20 protein-coding genes are annotated in these 18,040 nt (G+C 71.2%); 18 read left to right on the forward strand and 2 right to left on the reverse strand.

Features of this window, described 5'->3' with window-relative positions:
• The first annotated feature begins 394 nt into the window (after positions 1-394).
• Genes ABIE67_RS41160 through ABIE67_RS41185 form a run of 6 tightly spaced genes read left to right on the forward strand, consistent with a single transcriptional unit; the run spans position 395 to position 5,769 of the window.
• On the forward strand, positions 395-1,564 hold the full coding sequence (locus ABIE67_RS41160; protein ID WP_370266670.1) for an LLM class flavin-dependent oxidoreductase: 1,170 nt from the start codon (positions 395-397) through the stop codon (positions 1,562-1,564).
• Positions 1,561-2,076, forward strand: coding sequence for a GNAT family N-acetyltransferase (locus tag ABIE67_RS41165; protein ID WP_370266671.1), 516 nt, complete (start codon positions 1,561-1,563; stop codon positions 2,074-2,076). Before ABIE67_RS41160 ends, ABIE67_RS41165 begins: the two co-directional genes overlap by 4 nt.
• The gene (locus ABIE67_RS41170) at positions 2,073-3,029 is read left to right on the forward strand and encodes an ABC transporter substrate-binding protein (RefSeq protein WP_370266672.1); all 957 of its coding nucleotides are present in this window, start codon (positions 2,073-2,075) and stop codon (positions 3,027-3,029) included. The genes ABIE67_RS41165 and ABIE67_RS41170 overlap by 4 nt, the downstream gene beginning before the upstream one ends.
• A gap of 3 nt (positions 3,030-3,032) precedes the next feature.
• On the forward strand, positions 3,033-3,968 hold the full coding sequence (locus tag ABIE67_RS41175; protein ID WP_370266673.1) for an amino acid ABC transporter permease: 936 nt from the start codon (positions 3,033-3,035) through the stop codon (positions 3,966-3,968).
• Positions 3,965-4,729 carry an amino acid ABC transporter ATP-binding protein gene (locus ABIE67_RS41180; protein ID WP_370266674.1) on the forward strand — a complete coding sequence of 255 codons (765 nt, stop codon included), beginning with the start codon at positions 3,965-3,967 and terminating at the stop codon, positions 4,727-4,729. The genes ABIE67_RS41175 and ABIE67_RS41180 overlap by 4 nt, the downstream gene beginning before the upstream one ends.
• Positions 4,730-4,782: 53 nt before the next feature.
• Positions 4,783-5,769: an ABC transporter substrate-binding protein gene (locus ABIE67_RS41185; protein WP_370266675.1), complete on the forward strand. Its 987-nt coding sequence runs from the start codon at positions 4,783-4,785 to the stop codon at positions 5,767-5,769.
• Between the two features lie 9 nt (positions 5,770-5,778).
• On the opposite strand, the gene ABIE67_RS41190 is transcribed toward ABIE67_RS41185, so the two are convergent.
• On the reverse strand, positions 5,779-6,684 hold the full coding sequence (locus ABIE67_RS41190) for a LysR family transcriptional regulator (protein WP_370266676.1): 906 nt from the start codon (positions 6,682-6,684) through the stop codon (positions 5,779-5,781).
• Positions 6,685-6,821: 137 nt separating this feature from the next.
• Between ABIE67_RS41190 and ABIE67_RS41195 the strand changes: the two genes are divergently transcribed.
• The 8 genes from ABIE67_RS41195 (at position 6,822) to ABIE67_RS41230 (ending at position 14,354) form a co-directional block, all read left to right on the forward strand.
• Positions 6,822-6,902 (forward strand): putative leader peptide, encoded by an 81-nt coding sequence (locus tag ABIE67_RS41195; protein ID WP_361305046.1) that lies wholly within the window; start codon positions 6,822-6,824, stop codon positions 6,900-6,902.
• A 221-nt stretch (positions 6,903-7,123) separates the two neighbouring features.
• On the forward strand, positions 7,124-8,254 hold the full coding sequence (gene sfnG, locus ABIE67_RS41200; RefSeq protein ID WP_370266677.1) for a dimethylsulfone monooxygenase SfnG: 1,131 nt from the start codon (positions 7,124-7,126) through the stop codon (positions 8,252-8,254).
• A gap of 36 nt (positions 8,255-8,290) precedes the next feature.
• Entirely contained in the window at positions 8,291-9,508 is a 1,218-nt protein-coding gene (locus tag ABIE67_RS41205; RefSeq protein WP_370266678.1) for an acyl-CoA dehydrogenase family protein, read from the forward strand.
• A gap of 15 nt (positions 9,509-9,523) precedes the next feature.
• The gene (gene ssuE / locus ABIE67_RS41210; RefSeq protein WP_370266679.1) at positions 9,524-10,081 is read left to right on the forward strand and encodes an NADPH-dependent FMN reductase; all 558 of its coding nucleotides are present in this window, start codon (positions 9,524-9,526) and stop codon (positions 10,079-10,081) included.
• Positions 10,078-11,274, forward strand: a complete 1,197-nt coding sequence (locus ABIE67_RS41215) for an SfnB family sulfur acquisition oxidoreductase (protein ID WP_370266680.1) — start codon at positions 10,078-10,080, stop codon at positions 11,272-11,274. The genes ssuE and ABIE67_RS41215 overlap by 4 nt, the downstream gene beginning before the upstream one ends.
• A 38-nt stretch (positions 11,275-11,312) precedes the next feature.
• The gene (locus ABIE67_RS41220; RefSeq protein ID WP_370266681.1) at positions 11,313-12,491 is read left to right on the forward strand and encodes an LLM class flavin-dependent oxidoreductase; all 1,179 of its coding nucleotides are present in this window, start codon (positions 11,313-11,315) and stop codon (positions 12,489-12,491) included.
• A gap of 122 nt (positions 12,492-12,613) precedes the next feature.
• Positions 12,614-13,843, forward strand: coding sequence for an acyl-CoA dehydrogenase family protein (locus tag ABIE67_RS41225; RefSeq protein WP_370266682.1), 1,230 nt, complete (start codon positions 12,614-12,616; stop codon positions 13,841-13,843).
• Between the two features lie 52 nt (positions 13,844-13,895).
• Positions 13,896-14,354 carry an Rrf2 family transcriptional regulator gene (locus ABIE67_RS41230; protein ID WP_030054291.1) on the forward strand — a complete coding sequence of 153 codons (459 nt, stop codon included), beginning with the start codon at positions 13,896-13,898 and terminating at the stop codon, positions 14,352-14,354.
• Positions 14,355-14,384: 30 nt separating this feature from the next.
• On the opposite strand, the gene ABIE67_RS41235 is transcribed toward ABIE67_RS41230, so the two are convergent.
• On the reverse strand, positions 14,385-15,125 hold the full coding sequence (locus ABIE67_RS41235; protein WP_370266683.1) for a class I SAM-dependent methyltransferase: 741 nt from the start codon (positions 15,123-15,125) through the stop codon (positions 14,385-14,387).
• A gap of 224 nt (positions 15,126-15,349) precedes the next feature.
• Between ABIE67_RS41235 and ABIE67_RS41240 the strand changes: the two genes are divergently transcribed.
• The 4 genes from ABIE67_RS41240 (at position 15,350) to ABIE67_RS41255 (ending at position 18,026) form a co-directional block, all read left to right on the forward strand.
• Positions 15,350-15,421 carry a putative leader peptide gene (locus ABIE67_RS41240; protein WP_370269442.1) on the forward strand — a complete coding sequence of 24 codons (72 nt, stop codon included), beginning with the start codon at positions 15,350-15,352 and terminating at the stop codon, positions 15,419-15,421.
• 53 nt (positions 15,422-15,474) lie between these two features.
• Complete coding sequence (locus tag ABIE67_RS41245; RefSeq protein ID WP_370266684.1) at positions 15,475-16,377, forward strand: glutathione S-transferase C-terminal domain-containing protein; 903 nt, start codon at positions 15,475-15,477, stop codon at positions 16,375-16,377.
• 179 nt (positions 16,378-16,556) lie between these two features.
• Positions 16,557-16,688, forward strand: coding sequence for a putative leader peptide (locus tag ABIE67_RS41250; RefSeq protein ID WP_370266685.1), 132 nt, complete (start codon positions 16,557-16,559; stop codon positions 16,686-16,688).
• A 126-nt stretch (positions 16,689-16,814) separates the two neighbouring features.
• The gene (locus tag ABIE67_RS41255) at positions 16,815-18,026 is read left to right on the forward strand and encodes an LLM class flavin-dependent oxidoreductase (RefSeq protein WP_370266686.1); all 1,212 of its coding nucleotides are present in this window, start codon (positions 16,815-16,817) and stop codon (positions 18,024-18,026) included.
• Positions 18,027-18,040: the final 14 nt, after the last annotated feature.

Below are 18,040 nucleotides of genomic sequence, written 5' to 3' on the forward strand. Positions count from 1 at the left end.
ACGCCGACGAACGGCTGTCCAGGCGTTCCGGCATCCGGGAGCCGCTTGACGGGGAGCACGATGTCCTGCTCAATTGGTCGCATGACTGCCCAGCAGCGCTTGGTCTCGCGCGATCACATCGACTTCGGTCGGGTGTGGTCCGCGGCGTGTTGCGCCTGACTCGGCAGCGGGCCCTCTGACCGGCCCTTCCCTCCCTCGGTGACCCCGTCGCGGGCCGAGTTCTCCTTTCGCGCGCTGCCGCACCACTGCCTTGCGTCCGCACCGACGCCCGGCGTCGTCACGCCCGTACCGAAACCGTCAGCTGTCGACTGACGGCTCGTCATCCATGCCTGCACGCAAGGCAGTTGCGTCATGTCTGCCTGCTCGCGCGCGGCATTCCCGAAAGGTCATACCCATGCCGGTGGAGTTCCTCGGTATTGCCGCCACCAACGACGGCTCCGAAACCACGCCGCGCTCCGGCGCCGCGTTCGACAAGGAGTACACACTCCGGCTCGCCCGGGCGCACGAGGACCACGGCTGGGACCGGGTGCTGTTCGCCTACGGCTCAGGATCGCCGGACCCCGCGCCGGCCGCTGCCTACATCGCGAGCCGCCTGGACCGCCTCCAGATCCTGCTCGCCCACCGGCCCAACGTCTCGTACCCGACCTTCGCCGCCAAGACCTTCGCCACCCTCGACCAGATCAGCGAGGGCCGGCTGACCGTGCACTTCATCACCGGCGGCAACGACCACGAACAGGGCCGCGAGGGCGACACCCTCACCAAGGACGAGCGCTACGCCCGCACCCGTGAGTACATCCGGATCGTCAAGAAGATCTGGACCACCCACGAGCCCTTCGACCACGAGGGCGAGCACTACCGGTTCCACGACTTCGTCAGCGACGTCTTCCCCGCCCAACAGCCCCGCCCGGGCGTGTCGTTCGGCGGCTCGTCACGCGCCGCGTACGCCGCCGGAGGCGCCGAGGCCGACATCTACTGCCTGTGGGGCGAGCCCCTGGAGAAGACCGCCGAGCAGCTCGAGACCGTGAAGGCCGCCGCCAAGGCCGCGGGCCGCACCGACGTGCCCCGCATCCAGGTCGCCTTCCGTCCGATCATCGCCCCGACCGAGGAACTGGCCTGGGAGAAGGCGCATCGCACGGTCGGCGCGATCAAGGCCCGCAAGGAGCGCGGCGAGATGATCACCAAGCGCCACAACGGGCTCACCCAACCGCAGGCTGCGACACCTCAAAACGTCGGCTCACAGCGCCTCATCGCCATCGCCGAGGCGGGCGAGCGCTACGACCGCGCCCTGTGGACCCCGACCGCCGCCGCGACCGGAGGCGCGGGCAACTCCAACGCCCTGGTCGGCACCCCGGAGACGGTCGCCCGGGCGCTGCTCGACTACTACGACCTCGGCGTCGACATCCTCTCCGCGCGCGGCTACGACTTGCTGGGCGACGCCATCGACTTCGGCCGGCACGTGATCCCGATCGTCCGCGAGGAGGTCGCCAAGCGCGACGCCGAGCGCGACGCCGCGCGAGCGGCACGCCAGACGCAGGCGCAGTCCCTCACCGCGGTGAACGCATGACCTCCGCACCGGAGTTGACGGTCATTCAGGTACCCGTCTCCGACCCCCGCGTCGAGCCCCTGCTGCGCGAACTCGGTCACGAGTACTCGACGCGCTACGGCAAGGACGCGCACGCCGAGATCTCCCGCTACCCCGACGAGGAGTTCACCGAGCCGTACGGCGGTCTGCTCCTGTTGCTGCTGGAGGGCGGCGAGCCCGTCGCGGGCGGCGCCTTCCGCCGTTACGACGCCACCACGGCCGAGCTGAAGCGGATCTGGACCCACTCCGCGAACCGCAGACGCGGCCTCGCCCGGCGCGTCCTCGCCGAGCTGGAGCGCGCGGCGGGCGCTCGCGGCTACCGGCGGATCTACCTGACCACCGGGCCCCGCCAGCCCGAGGCCCGCGGCCTGTACCTGGCCACCGGCTACACACCACTCTTCGACACCGCGGCCGACCCGGAGACCATCGGCCCGCTGCCCTTCGAGAAGTACCTCGCGGTGCGCGTACGCACGGGAAAGGCCCCCGACCAATGAACCTCCGCACGATCAGAACCCGCCTGTACAGCGCCTCTGCCCTCGCCCTGCTGCCTCTGCTCGCGCTGACCGCCTGCGGCTCGGGCGACACGGACGGTACGGCGGCCGTGGGCGCCCAGGCCTCTCCGGCACCCACCGACGACCCCGTCGCCGCCGTACGCAAGGTGGACTCGGCCGCCGCCCTCCTCCCCGCCGACCTACGCAAGGCGGGCACGCTGCGGGTCGGCAGCTCGATCGGCTTCCCGCCCGGCGCGTACTACCCCAACGGAACGGACAAGGCACCTGCCGGTCAGGACATCGACCTCGCCGACGCCGTGACGAAGGTGCTCGGCGTGAAGCTGGAGCGGCAGGACGCCTCCTTCGAGACGATCCTGCCCGCCCTCGGCAGCGGCAAGTACGACTTCGGCACCGGCAACTTCGGCGTCACGAGCGATCGCTTGAAGACCATCGACTTCGTCACCTACATCAACGACGGTCAGGGCTTCGCGGTGAGGAAGGGCAACACCGCGCTCAAGTCGAAGGTCACCGACCTCACCCAGCTGTGCGGGCTGACCATCGGCACCGGCGCCGGCACCACCTTCGAGGCCACCCTCACCGCGCAGAAGGGCGTGTGCGCGAAGGCGGGCAAGAAGCCGTACGACGTGAAGGTCTACTCGGAGAACGCGGCGACGCTCACCGCGCTCCAGCAGGGCCGGATCGACGTGATCATGTCGACCATCAACGGCCTTCGCTACCAGGCGGCCCAGCCCGCGTCGCAGACCACCTTCCTCGGGGAGTTCCACCGCCTGGACGTCGGCTTCGCCTTCAAGAAGGGCTCCCCGCTCACCAAGGCCTTCCAGGCCGCCGTCAACGAGCTGATCAAGGACGGCACCTACGCCCGCATCCTCAAGAAGTGGGGCACCTCCGCCTCCGCGATCGACACGTCGCGGATCAACCCACCCGAGCACAGGTGACCCATGAGCAGCGACACCATCACCGAACCGACCGCACAACTGGCCCAAGACCCCGCCGAGCTGAAGGTCGTCCCCACCCGCCACTACGCCCGCTGGGCCGCGGGCGTCGCCGTGATCGTGCTGGTCGCCCAGTTCGCCCACGGCCTGGCCACCAACCCCGTCTGGGAGTGGAACGTCTTCCGGGACTACGTCTTCTCCGAGACGATCGTCCAGGCGGTCTGGGTGACCCTCCAGCTCACCGCCTACGCCACTGTCCTCGGCTTCCTCCTCGGCACCGTGCTCGCCTTCATGCGCCTGTCGAGCAGCCCGGTGCTCTCGACCGTCGCCTGGACCTATATCTGGATCTTCCGGTCGATCCCGATGATCGTCCAGCTGGTGTTCTGGTTCAACCTCAGTGCGCTGTACAGGGAGTTGGGCGTCGGCATTCCCTTCGGTCCGGTGTTCTGGTCCGTCGACAGCAACGCCCTCATCGGCACCATCGGTGCCGCCATCATCGGACTGACACTGCATCAGGCCGCTTACGCCGCCGAGATCGTGCGCGGCGGCGTCCTCTCCGTGGACCACGGGCAGTTGGAGGCGGCCGCGGCGCTGGGCATCCCCCGGCTGCGGCAGATCCGCCGGATCATCCTCCCGCAGGCCATGCGCGCCATCCTGCCCACGGCCGGCAACGAGATCATCGGCCTGCTCAAGGGCACCTCGGTGGTCTACGTGATGTCCATCGGCGAGCTCTTCTACCAGGTCCAGGTGATCTACGGCCGCAACGGCCGGGTGATCCCGCTGCTGCTGGTCGCCACCGCCTGGTACGTCGTCCTCACCTCCCTGCTCTCGGTCGCCCAGTACTACGTGGAGCGCCGCTACGCCCGCGGCGCCGACCGCACCCCGCCGCCGACCCCGCTCCAGCGTGTGCGGCGGCGGTTCGTGACGAAGGAGATCCCATGAGTGCCGTCATGGTCGACGTCCACGGCGTCCACAAGAGCTTCGGCCCCCTGGAGGTGCTGCGCGGCGTCGACCTGAAGGTCCGTGCGGGCGAGGTCACCGTGATCCTCGGCCCGTCCGGCTCCGGGAAGTCCACACTGCTGCGCACCATCAACCACCTGGAGAAGGTCAGCCGCGGCTGGATCAGCATCGACGGCGAGCTCATCGGCTACCGCCGCTCCGGGAACAAGCTGCACGAGCTGAAGGAGAAGGACGTTCTCAAGCAGCGGACCAACATCGGGTTCGTCTTCCAGAACTTCAACCTCTTCCCGCATCTGACCGTTCTGGACAACCTGGTCGAGGCCCCTGTCTCCGCGCTGCGCCGTCCGCGCAAGGAGGCGGAGGTGACCGCCCGTCGGCTCCTCGACCGGGTCGGCCTCGCCGACAAGGCCGACGCCTACCCGCGCCAGCTCTCCGGCGGCCAGCAGCAGCGCGTGGCCATCGCCCGCGCGCTCGCCCTCGAACCGAAGGTGCTGCTCTTCGACGAGCCCACCTCGGCCCTCGACCCGGAGCTCGTCGGCGAAGTCCTCGATGTCATCAAGGACTTGGCCAGTACCGGCACCACCATGATCGTCGTGACCCATGAGATCGGCTTCGCCCGCGAGGTCGCCGACACCGTGGTGTTCATGGACGGCGGAGTCGTCGTGGAGCACGGTCCGCCCGCGGCCGTCCTGGACAACCCACGCCAGGAACGCACCCGCGCCTTCCTCTCCAAGGTCCTCTGACCCGTCCTCACCTCTGCTCCACAGCCCCTGTTCCGCACGCAAGGAGAACGACCGTGTCCACCAGCCTCGCCCGTCGCCGCACCACCGCAGCCGCGCTCGGACTCGCCTCCGCCCTCGTCCTCGCCGCCTGCGCCAACCCCACCGACGGCGGCACCACCGAGGTCGCGGCCACGTCGGGCGGCACGACGGAGATCAATCTCAGCCCCGACCAGGACCGCGTCACCACCGGCAAGGTCGACTCCATAGCCGCCGAGGTCCCGGAGAAGATCCGCAAGAGAGGCACCCTGGAACTCGTCGCCTCCTCCGGCTCCGCCGCGCCGCTGACCTTCTACGCCACCGACAACAAGACCGTCATCGGCGTCGAACCCGACCTCGCGTACCTGGTCGCCGACGTCCTCGGACTCAAGCCGCACATCAACACGGTGTCCTGGGAGAACATCTTCGTCGGCCTCGACAGCGCCAAGTACGACGTCGGCTTCAGCAACATCACCGTCACCGAGGAACGCAAGGAGAAGTACGACTTCGCCACCTACCGCGAGGACAACCTGGGCTTCGGGGCGAAGAAGGGCAGCGGCCTGAGGGTCGCCGGGCCCGAGGACGTGGCGGGCAGGACCGTCGCCGTGAGCAGCGGCACCAACCAGGAGAAGCTGCTGATCGAGTGGAGCAAGGAGAACGAGAAGGCCGGCCGCGAGCCGGTGAACATCAAGTACTACCAGAACGACAGCGACACCTACCTCGCGCTCCAGTCCGGCCGTATCGACCTCTACCTCGGCCCCAACCCGACCGCCGCCTACCACGCGGCCACCACCGGCAAGACCGAGGTCGTCGGCACCTACTCCGGAGCCGGCGCCACCCTCCAGGGCCTCATCGCGGCCACCACCAAGAAGGACAGCGGCCTGGTCAAGCCGCTCGCCGACGCCCTCGACCACGTCATCGAGAACGGGACATACGCGAAGGTGCTGAAGCGCTGGGGCCTGACCGACGAGGCCGTGACCAAGTCCGAGATCAACCCGCCCGGCCTGCCGAGGACCAACAAGTAGCCGACGCCCTCAAGGGGCCCGGTACGCACGGGCGTTGCGCACGAACAGCTCGTGGAGATCGCGTACCGCTCGGGGTACGGAGCCGGAGGGGCGGCGCTGCAGGACCAGCAGCACGTCGGTCGCGTCGTCCGCGAGCGGCCGTACGGTGATCGCGCCCCGTCGCTCCAGCGGGTCGCCGAGGACACTGAAGTCGGGCAGCACCGTCGCCCCCAGTCCCTCGGCGACCATCAGCTTGCCCATCTCGGCGCCGTCGGTGGAGTAGGAGAACGACGGCGTACGGCCGTCGAGCAGCCGGTGCAGAAAACGGTGCATGACATAGCCGGACCGCATCACCACCAGCGGCTCGGCCAGGAGGCTGTCCGCGTCCACCGCCTCCAGCGCGGCCAGCGGACTGTCCGGGCGCACGCACACCACCGGCCGGCCGCGCAGCAGCTCGGTGGTCTCGAAGCCGGGCGGCATGTCGTCGCCTCCGAGGTAGTTGACCAGCCCCAGGTCGAACGCGCCCTCCAGCAGCCCGCGATGGATCTCGGACTGCTGCGCGCCCACCAGCTCGACCTGGGTGAGCGGGTGCGAGGCCCGGAACTCCCGCACCGTCGGGATGACCAGCGGGACGGTGGCCGTGTTGACCGTGCCGAGCCGCACCATCCGGCTGACGCGGTGCTGGTCCCCGGCCGCCCCGCGCAGCCGGTCGACCGCGTCCAGCACACTCATGATGTGCGGCAGCAGCTCCCGCCCCTCGTCACTGATCTTCGCCCCGGACCGCTTGCGCTCCAGCAGGTCCACGCCGAGCTCGCGCTCCAGATTGCGCACGGTCTCGCTGAGCGCCGGCTGGGACAGATGCAGTTCCTCGGCGGCGCGCCGCAGCGACCCCGACCGGGTGACGGCGGCGATGCATTCCAGCTGTTCGATACGCACGACAGGAGCGTGCCGTCCGCCGTGCACCGCGTTCAAGGGAATCCCTGTCACAACCTCGTGAATACCGACTCTCAGCATGTGGAATCACGTCCGGGCATTCTTGACCGCCCGGACTTCCCACTGCTTTGATCGATGACATGAAGCGACCGGATCTCACGCAGCGACGCCATGTCGACCTCGCGCGTGTCTCCAGCTCCTGCTGTCGCTGTCGGGTCTGAACCCACCGGCTCGGCCTCCGAGGGAAACCCTCGCACCCGCGCCGATCTCTCTTCGTACATTTCATCGCCGACCGATTTCCGTCGTGATTTCGGCTCGTGATCCCGTGATTTCGGCTTTCCCCGGGACGGCGCTCCCGCACGCCTGAATCCCGGTCACCGAACACGTTTCCCTGTCACGCACGCGCCCCTTTTCGCGTGCGCAGTCATGCCAGGAGTTCCCCATGCCCGTACCGCCCGGATCCGACCCCGTCCGCTTCGCCTACTGGGTGCCGAACGTCAGCGGCGGCCTGGTCACCAGCACCATCGAGCAGCGCACCGACTGGGGCTACGACTACAACCGCGAGCTGGCCGTCCTCGCCGAGAACAACGGCTTCGACTACGCCCTCAGCCAGGTCCGCTACATGGCCAGCTACGGCGCCGAGTTCCAGCACGAGTCGACCAGCTTCAGCCTCGCCCTGCTCCTCGCCACCCAGCGCCTCAAGGTCATCGCCGCCGTCCACCCCGGCCTGTGGCACCCCGGCGTCCTCGCCAAACTCGGCGCCACCGCCGACCACCTGTCGGACGGCCGCTTCGCGGTCAACGTCGTCAGCGGCTGGTTCAAGGGCGAGTTCACGGCGCTGGGCGAGCCGTGGCTGGAGCACGACGAGCGCTACCGCCGCTCGGAGGAGTTCATCACCGCCCTGCGCAAGATCTGGACCGAGGACCACACCGAACTCGCCGGTGACTTCTACCGGTTGCGCGACTTCTCCCTCAAGCCCAAGCCGCTCAACACCGCCGAGCGCCCGCACCCGGAGATCTTCCAGGGCGGCAACTCCACCGCCGCCCGCGCCATGGCGGGCCGCGTCTCCGACTGGTACTTCAGCAACGGCAAGGGCTTCGAGGGTGTCACCGAGCAGATCAACGATGTCCGCGCGGCCGCCGCACAAGTCGGCCGTACGGCCCCGAAGTTCGGCCTCAACGGCTTCCTCATCGCCCGCGATACCGAGGCCGAGGCCCGCGACACGCTCCGCGAGATCGTCGCCAAGGCCAACACCGACGCCGTCCACGGCTTCCGGGACGCCGTCCAGCAGGCCGGACCGTCCACCGCCGACGGCAAGGGCATGTGGCAGGACTCCGGCTTCGAGGACCTCGTCCAGTACAACGACGGCTTCCGTACCGGCCTGATCGGCACGCCCGAGCAGATCGCCGAGCGGATCGTCGCCTACAAGCGGCTCGGCGTCGACCTCTTCCTCCTCGGCTTCCTGCACTACCTGGAGGAGGTCGAGTACTTCGGCCAGCGGGTGCTGCCCCTCGTACGCGAACTGGAGGCCCAGGAGGCCGAGTCGGAGCCCGTCGCCGCCGCCCACGCCTGACCGTCACCCGCACCCACAGCTGAGAAGGGGATCCCCATGAGCACCGCCGCACCCGCCGACTGGAAGACCGCCCCCGCCCCGAAGGACGCCGAGGGCTGGCTCACCCGCGCCGCCGAGGTCGCCGCCGTCCTCGCCACCGACGCCGCCGCCCGCGACAAGGCCGCCGCCACTCCGTACGCCGAGGTCCAGTTGCTGAAGGACTCCGGCCTGGTCACCCTCCTCGGCCCCGTCGAGCACGGCGGCGCGGGCCAGGACTGGCCCACCGCCTACCGCGTGGTCCGCGAGGTCGCCAAGGCGGACGGTTCCATCGGCCAGCTGCTCGGCTACCACTACCTGTGGAACTGGGCCGCCCGACTGGTCGGCACCCGCGAACAGTGGGAGCAGGTCGAGGCCGAGGCCGCCCGCAACCGGTGGTTCTTCGGCGGCGCGGTCAACCCGCGCGACGCGGACGTGGTGGTGAGGGACGAGGGCGACACCCTCACCTTCACCGGCCGCAAGTCCTTCTCCACCGGCAGCAAGGTCTCCGACGTCACCGTGCTCGAAGGCGTCCTGGAGGGCACCGACGACCACGTCTTCGCCATCGTCCCCTCCGACAGCGAGGGCCTGACCTTCCACGACGACTGGGACAACATCGGCCAGCGCCTCACCGAGAGCGGCGGCGTCACCCTCGACGCCGTACGTGTCCCCTGGCCGGCCGCGGCGGGTTACGTGGACAAGCAGTTCCGGCCGCGTATCTACAACACCCTCAATGTGCCGACCATCCAGCTCGTCTTCGTCAACTTCTACCTCGGCATCGCCGCCGGTGCCCTGGAGACCGCCGCCACCTACACCCGGACCAAGTCCCGTGCCTGGCTGCACGGCGGTCACGAGCAGGCCGTCGACGAGCCGTACGTCATCGACACCTACGGCGACCTCACCGCCAAGCTGTGGGCGGCCGAGGCACTCGCAGACGCAGTGGCCGCCGAGGGCCAGAAGCTGCACGACGACCCGGACGCGGTCACCGAGCAGGCCCGCGGCGAGTTCGAGGTGCGGGTGGCCGCCGTGAAAGCCCGCGCCACCGACGTGGCCCTGGAGGTCACCAACCGGATCTTCGAGGTGACCGGCGCCCGCGCCACCGCCTCCACCGAGGGCCTCGACCGCTTCTGGCGCAACGTCCGCACGCACACCCTCCACGACCCCGTCGCCTACAAGCGCCGCGAGGTCGGCCGCCACGTCCTCACCGGCGAACTGCCGCAGCCCACCTGGTACTCCTGAAAGGTCGGTCCTCCCATGGCCACCATCCTCTCCGTCTCCGGCAGCCCCTCCGCCACCTCCCGCACCGCCCGGCTGCTGCGCCACCTGGACGACCGGCTCGCCGCCCAGGGGCACGAGGTGATCCCGTTCGACGTCCGCGCCCTCCCGCCCGAGGCCCTGCTGCACGCCGACTTCCGGCACCCGGCGATCATCGAGGCCACCGCCCTGGTCGAGCGCGCGGACGGCATCGTCATCGGCACTCCCGTCTACAAGGCCGCCTACTCCGGCCTGCTGAAGGCGCTGCTCGACCTGCTCCCGCAGTACGCGCTCGCGGGCAAGACCGTCCTGCCGCTGGCCACCGGCGGCACCACCGCCCACGTCCTGGCCATCGACTACGCCCTGCGCCCCGTACTGAACTCCATGGGCCCCGCCCACATCACCCCGGGCTGGTTCACCCTCGACAAGGACATCACCGTGGGCGCCGACGGCACCCTGACCGTCGCGCCCGGCACCGCCGAGGCCCTGGCCCAGGTCACCGACCAGTTCTCGCTAGCCCTCGGTGGCCGCCCGACCCTGCTGGCGGCCACCGGATGAACGCCGTGACCGTGCTCGCCGGCGACGCCGAGGCCCTCGGCGTCGCCGCCGAACTGGCCGCGGACTTCCGCAAGGACGCCGCCGAGCGGGACGCCCGGCGGCGGCTTCCGCACGCGGAACTGGAGCGGCTGTCCGCCTCCGGGCTGCTCGGGGTGACGGTGCCCGCGGAGTTGGGCGGCGCCGACGTCCGCACGGAGACCCTCGCCGAGATCTTCCGGCTGCTGGCCTCGGCCGACGCCAGCCTCGCCCAGATCCCGCAGAGCCACTTCGTGTACGTCAACGTGCTGCGCCGGCAGGGGACGCGGGAGCAGCAGGAGTTCTTCTTCGGCGAGGTGCTGGCGGGGAAGCGGTTCGGCAACGCCCAGTCGGAGGCCGGAACCAGCCATGTGCAGGACATCCGGACGCGGCTCAGGCGGCGCCCGGACGGGTCGTACGTCCTCGACGGCGTCAAGCACTACTCCACCGGCGCCCTGTTCGCCGACTGGATCCCCGTCCTCGCCCGCGCCGACGACGACCACCTGCACGTGGCGTACGTACCGCGGGACGCGCCCGGCGTCACGGTCGTGGACGACTGGGACGGCATGGGGCAGCGCACCACCGCCAGCGGAACCGTCCGCCTGGAGTCGGTACCCGTGCCCGCCGACCGTGTGGTGCCGCACCACCTCACCTTCCTGGGGCCCCAACTCCACGGTGCTGTGGCCCAGTTGCTGCACGCCGCCATCGACGCGGGGATCGCCTCCGGCGGCCTGGCCGAGGCCGTGGAGTTCGTCCGGACGAAGAGCCGTCCCTGGTTCGAGAGCGTCGACGCCGGACACGCCACCGCCGCCGAGGACCCCCTGCTGATCCAGCGGTTCGGGGAACTGGCGATCCGCGTACGGGCCGCCGACGCGCTGCTCGCCACCGCGGCGCGCTCCGTGGACGCGGCCCGCGCCGACCTGACCGACGACTCCGCCGCCGAGGCCTCGATCGCGGTGGCCGCCGCGAAGGTGACGGCGGCGGAGGCGGCCGTGGAGGTCGGCAGCGCCCTCTTCGAGGTCTCCGGCACCCGGTCGGCGCTCGACTCCCTGGGCCTGCACCGCCACTGGCGCGACGCCCGCACCCACACCCTGCACGACCCGGCCCGCTGGAAGGTCCAGCACATCGGCCGCCATGTGCTCAACGGCACCAGGCCGCCCCGGCACGGACTGCTGTGAAGCCCCCCCACGCCCCCCACTTCTGATCGGAGACCGACGTGTCCCTCACGTTCCACTGGTTCCTGCCCACCAACGGCGACAGCCGCCACGTCGTCGGCGGCGGCCACGGCACGCCCGCCACGGTGTCCGGCCGTGACCGGCCCCCGACGGTCGCCTACCTCAGCCAGATCGCCCGCGCCGCCGAGGACCTGGGATTCGTCGGCGCGCTGACCCCGACCGGCGCCTGGTGCGAGGACGCCTGGCTGACCACCGCGATGGTCAGCCAGAACACCGAGCGCCTGAAGTTCCTGGTCGCCTTCCGGCCCGGCTTCGTCTCGCCGACCCTCGCCGCGCAGATGGCGTCCACCTTCCAGCGGCAGACCGGCGGACGGCTCCTGCTGAACGTGGTGACGGGCGGGGAGAGCCACGAGCAGCGCGCCTACGGCGACTTCCTCGACAAGGACGACCGGTATCGCCGTACCGGTGAATTCCTGCAGATCGTACGGGGGTTGTGGGAGGGCAAGACCGTCGACCTGGTCGGCGAGCACCTCCAGGTCGAGGACGCGAAGCTGGCCCGCGTGCCCGACCCGGTCCCGGAGGTCTACTTCGGCGGCTCGTCACCCATCGCCGGGGAGATCGCCGCCCGGCATGTCGACGTCTACCTCACGTGGGGTGAGCCGCCGGCCGCCGTCGCCGAGAAGATCGCCTGGATCCGGGCGCTGGCCGAGAGGGAGGGCCGCAGCGTCCGCTTCGGCATCCGGCTGCACGTCATCACCCGGGACACGAGCGAGCAGGCGTGGGCGGAGGCGCGGCGGCTGCTGGCCGGCTTCGACACGGAGACCGTACGGGCCGTACAGGCCGGGCTCGCCCGCAGCGAGTCCGAGGGGCAGCAGCGCATGCTCGCCCTGCACGGCGGCAGCAGCGACGAGCTGGAGATCCACCCGAACCTGTGGGCCGGCATCGGCCTCGTCCGCGGTGGCGCGGGCACGGCGCTGGTCGGCAGTCACGAGGAGGTCGCCGAGCGGATCGCCGAGTACCACCGGCTGGGCATCGACGAGTTCGTGCTGTCGGGCTACCCGCACCTGGAGGAGGCGTACTGGTTCGGCGAGGGCGTGCTGCCGCGGCTGGAGGCGCAGGGGCTGTGGAACCATCCGTTCCGCAGCGCGGCGGCCGCACAGTCCGAGGCTCAGGTGCCCTTCGTGGAGCGGGAATCGGCCAAGGCGACGCATATTCCCTAGATTTCCTATCGATTTACTAGGGAAGTGTTGACCCCTCTCGGTCGGGCGAGTGAGGATGACGCTGACCGGGTCGGCCGGGTAGCCCGGGACAGCGTTCTCTTCTGCCGTGAAGGAAGTCCGCCATGACAAGCGCACCACCGGCCGACGAGGCGACCGAAGCCGGAGCCCGGCCGGCCGACTGGCTGCACACGGCCCGTGAGCTGGCCGACGACCTCGCCACCGACGCGGTCGAGCGCGAGCAGGCCGGCAAGCCGCCCCTCGACGAGGTCGCGCGGCTGCGCGAAGCGGGCCTGCTCACCCTGCTCGTGCCGGCCGCGCACGGCGGCGGGGGCGCGGACTGGCCCACCGCCTACGCGGTCGTGCGGACCATCGCCGCCGCCGACGGGGCCATCGGCCATCTCCTCGGCAGCCACTACTTCCTGTCCTACGGCGTCCGGTTCTTCGCCGGCCCCGACCGTGCCGCACGCATCGAGCGGGCGTCCGCGACGGGGGAGTGGTACTGGGGAGGCGGCATCGCCTCGCAGGAACCGCCGCTCATGCTGACCCCCACGACGGACGGCTTTCTCCTGGACGGCCATCAGCGGTACGGCTCCGGAGTCGGGGTCGCCGACCGGCTGGTGGTCCGCGCCGCCGTGCCCGGCACCGGAGAGCCCCTCGCCGTCCTCGTCGACACCGCCCACCCGGGCCTGGTGAGCGGCAGCGGCGGCGACACCTTCGGGCAGCGGCTGGCGGCCGCCGGCGGTGTGGGGTTCGACTCCGTGCCGGTCGCGGCCGACGACGTGCTCGGCTCGCTCTCCGCGGACGACGGCGCCCTGTCGCCCTTCGCCGGGCTCGCCGCGCCGACCGCCCGGCTGGTCTCCGCCCACTTCTGTCTCGGCGTCGCCGAGGGGCTGCTCGGCGAGGTCCGCGAGCACGGAAGGGCGGCGCAGTCCGCCTGGCAGCCCTTCTCCCCCCAGCCCTGGCCGGGCAGCCCGCCGCAGGACCCGTACATCCTGACCGCGTACGGCGAACTCGCCGTCGCCGCGCGGGCCGCGTCCGCGCTCGCCGACCAGGCGGTGGCGGCCCTGACGCGCGGCCTCGCACGGGGCGAGGACCTCGACGACGAGGAGTGCGCGGAGATCGCCGTCCTCGCGAGTGCGGCCGAGGCTGCCGCCTCCCGGGCCGCGCAGGAGATCACCACGCACGCCCTGGACGCCGTAGGTGTGCCCGCGGCCTTCGCCCGGCACGGCCTGGACCGCTTCTGGCGCGACACCCGCACGCACACGCTGCGTGAGCCCGTCGCCCACCGACTGCGCGAGGTGGGGGACTACTTCCTCAACGGCGCGCACCCTCCGTTCAGCCTCCCCGCCTGACCGAGGGGCGGGCGGGCGCGGAACAGGCGCGGCGGTGATGGATAATCTCAGCATGCGGATTTCGGCGAGGGCGGACTATGCGGTGCGGGCGGCGTTGGAGCTGGCCGCGGCAGGGGAGGACACCTCGCTCAAGGCCGAAGCGATCGCCGAGGCGCAGGGCATCCCGCACAAGTTCCTGGAGGGCATCCTTGGCGATCTGCGCCGGGGCGGCCTCGTGGTCAGCCAGCGCGGCGGCAAGGGCGGCTACCGGCTCGCCCGCCCGGCCGACTCGATCCCCATCGCGGACGTGATCCGGGTGGCGGACGGCCCCCTGGTGTCGGTGCGCGGCGTGCGCCCGCCCGACCTCTCCTACATCGGTCCCGCGGAGTCCCTGCTGCCCCTGTGGATCGCCGTGCGCGCCAACGTCCGCAAGATCCTCGGCGAGGTCACCCTGGCCCATGTCGCCGCGGCCAAGCTCCCCGACGACGTGCTGAGCCTCGCGGACGACCCCGACGCGTGGACGAATCCCTGACCGACGTCCCGCCGGGCCACGGACGCGGTGTCAGGCGGCCGGCTTCTCCCACACCGACACGTGCTTGCCGCTCTCACTCGTGAACGGCTCGCGCGTCCAGTCCTCCCAGCGATCGCGCAGACGGAGGCCGGCGAGCCGGGCCATCAGGTCCAGTTCGGCCGGCCAGACGTACCGGAAGGGGATGGACCGGTGCTCCGCGCGGCCGTCGGTGATGGTGACGTAGTTGGAGCTCATCGCCTGGGTGGCGATGTCATAGGTGTCGAACGCCCAGCGCGTGTCGCTGATGTGGAACGGTACGGCGTTCTGCCCGGGCGGCAGCCGACGCAGGTCGGGTACGCCCACCTCGACGACGAAGCATCCGCCGGGCCGCAGATGGGCGGCCGCGTTGCGGAAGCAGTCCACCTGGGCGTCCTGGGTCGTCAGATTGCCGATCGTGTTGAAGACGAGGTAGGCGACCGCGAACTCGCCCGCCACCCGCGTCGTCGCGAAGTCCCCGACCGTCACCTCGACGGCGTCGCCGCCGGGCTTGGCCCGCAGCCGGTCCACCATGGCGCGGGACAGGTCGACACCGTGCACCGGGACCCCGCGGCCGGCCAGCGGCAAGGCGATCCGGCCGGTCCCGACACCGAGTTCGAGCGCCGGGCCGTCCCCGGCGAGTTCGGCCAGTACGTCCACCGCGGGGCCGACCACATCGGCACGGAACATGTCCGCCGCCGACTCGTCGTAGCCGGCCGCGATGCTCTCTCCGAAGTAGCCGTCGTCATCGATCACCCAGGAACGGTACTGGCGGCCGTGTGCTCCGGGCACATGATTTTCCGGGGCCGTCGAGGAGGGTGTCGCTCGGGTGCGCATCGTTCGAAGGCCGGTCGGCGTTCGTTCCTCGGACGCCCTCTTGACGTGGGCCGGGAACGGGCCGAGACTCCCATCAAGGTTTCCTAGTGAATTGGTAGGGAAGCGTGGGGCATCTTGAGCCGGTCACCGTTCGCATGAGCCGTATGCCCCTCCTCACCTCCCGCCGTCACGTCGACCTTCTCCGCGTCTCCAGCGCGATCAGTCCCCTGAGCTGAGCCCGCGTCGCTTCCGCCCCGTGTACGTCCACGCGCCTGCCCAGGGGAGAACCATGTCCGTCACACCGTCGGCCGCCCACCCGTCCACGCGGACCGCCCCGGCCTTCCGCGGCCGGATCGGCCGGGACGCCCGCAGCGGCCACTACGCCGTGCCGCGCCGCTACCGCCTCCATCTGTCGACCGCCTGCCCGGACGGCCTGCGCATCGCCGTGGCCCACAGCCTGCTGGGCATCGACGACAGCTGTCCGGCGATCTTCCTGCCCGCGCTCCCCGACTGCCCCGACGGCGGACACGCCGTGCTGCGTCCGCTGTACGACGCCAGCGCCCACCGGTACACCGGACCGGCCCTCGCGCCGGTCCTCAGCGACGACTGGTCCGGGCGCATCGTGAGTACGCACGCACCCGACATCACCCGCGACCTCGCCCGGCGCTTCGGCGGCGGCCGGCTGGAGCTGTACCCGTGCGGCGCGGAGTCGGAGATCGAGGCCGTCGAGCAGTTGTGCGCCCAGGGCATCGAGGCGGCCGCGCAGAGTGCGGGGGCGGTCGACGCCGAGGGGGCGGAGCGGGCCGAGCGGGACGAGGGGCTGGAGACGCTGCTGCGTTCGCTCGGCGCGCTGGATCGCTGGCTGGACGGGCGTGCGTACATGATCCAGGATCAGATCACCGCTGCCGACGTCGAGTTGTGGGTGACCCTGGTCCAGCTCGACACCGTCCACCGGCACCACCTGGACGCCGCCGCGGTGCACCGCGTCGCCGCCCACCCGGCCCTGTGGGCCTACGCCCGCCGACTGGCCGCGCACCCCGCCTTCGGCAGGCACCTGGAGCTCGACGCCATCGCCCGCCGCCACCAGGCCCGTTGCCGGGGCCTGGAAGCCGCCGGAGCAGCCGTCCAGATCCTGGACTGGGCGGCCCACGCGGCGGCCGGGACCGGCACCCCACAGGTGGACCGGACCTGAGCCGGCCGCACGGTGGACCGGACCTGAGCCGGCCGCACGGTGGACCGGACCTGAGCCGGCCGCACGGTGGACCGGACCTGAGCCGGCCGCGCCGTGGACCGGCGTCGCCGCATCACGAAAGGCACCGCCTCCGGGGAACACGCGCCGAGGTCGGGGTGTTGTCACCCACCACGAGATGTGTGAGGCGCCGAAGCGCGCGAGGCGACGGACTGAAGGGGGCGGACGTGACCCACGTGTTCCACGCCGCCCACCTCTACTCCCGGCCCCACATCGACCTCCAGCGCGTGGCCGGCGCGCTCTGTCGCACCTGACGCTGCTCTCAGCCTTCGACGCCGGGGGACCCCAGCCCCCCTTTTTTTCTGCGCTCGCCCACCGCCGTGCCCACTCCTGAACGAGGGCCGGCGACCTCGTACGGACTTCCAGGAAGGCACTGACGCGTGTCCTCGACTCCCTCCTCCTCCCTGCACCTCGCCGTCGCCCTGGACGGCACCGGCTGGCATCCCGCCTCCTGGCGCGAGCCGGCGGCCCGGCCCCGGGAACTGTTCACCGCCGCGTACTGGGCCGACCTGGTCACCGAGGCCGAGCGCGGACTGCTCGACTTCGTGACCATCGAGGACGGCCTCGGCCCGCAGTCCTCCCACTTCCTGGACGCCGACGAACGCACCGACCAGGTACGCGGCCGCCTCGACGCCGTCCTCATCGCCTCCCGTGTCGCCCCGTTGACCCGGCACATAGGTCTGGTGCCGACAGTGGTGTCCACCCACACGGAGCCGTTCCACATATCCAAGGCGATCGCCACCCTGGACTATGTGAGCAACGGCCGGGCCGGTCTGCGCGTACAGATCACCGCGCGCCCGAACGAGGCCGACCACTTCGGCCGTCGCACGATCCCGCGCATCGACGCCTACGACAGCCCGGCCGCCCGCGAGGTGGTGACCGACCTCTTCGACGAGGCCGCCGACCACGTCGAGGTGGTGCGCCGCCTCTGGGACAGCTGGGAGGACGACGCCGAGATCCGGGACGCCGCCACCGGCCGCTTCATCGACCGCGACAAGCTGCACTACATCGACTTCGAGGGCCGGCACTTCAGCGTCAAGGGCCCCTCGATCACCCCCCGCCCACCGCAGGGCCAGCCGATCGTCAGCGCCCTCGCCCATGACACCGTTCCGTACCGGCTCGTGGCCCGCGCCGCCGACGTCGGCTATGTCACCCCGTACGACGTCGACGAGGCGCGTGCCCTCGTCGCCCGGATCCGCGCCGAGCAGAACGCGGCCGGGAGGGCGGCCGAGCCCCTGCACGTCTTCGGCGATCTGGTGGTCTTCCTCGACGACGACCCGGCCGCCGCGACGGCACGCCGGGAACGGCTCGACGCGCTCGCGGGACAGCCGTACACGAGTGATGCGCTGATCTTCACCGGCACCGCTCCACAACTGGCCGATCTTCTGCAGGACTTGCACGGCGCCGGGCTGTCCGGCTTCCGGCTGCGCCCGGCGGTCGCCGGCCACGACCTCCCGGCGATCACCCGGGGTCTGGTTCCCGAACTCCAGCGCCGTGGCGTCTACCGCCGCGCCTACGAGGCCGGCACCCTGCGCGGCCTGCTGGGCCTGGCCCGCCCCGCCAACCGCTACGCCGCCACGGCCACCGCCTGAGCCGGAAGGACCGC

It is taken from the genome of Streptomyces sp. V4I8 (assembly GCF_041261225.1).
Classification (GTDB): domain Bacteria; phylum Actinomycetota; class Actinomycetes; order Streptomycetales; family Streptomycetaceae; genus Streptomyces.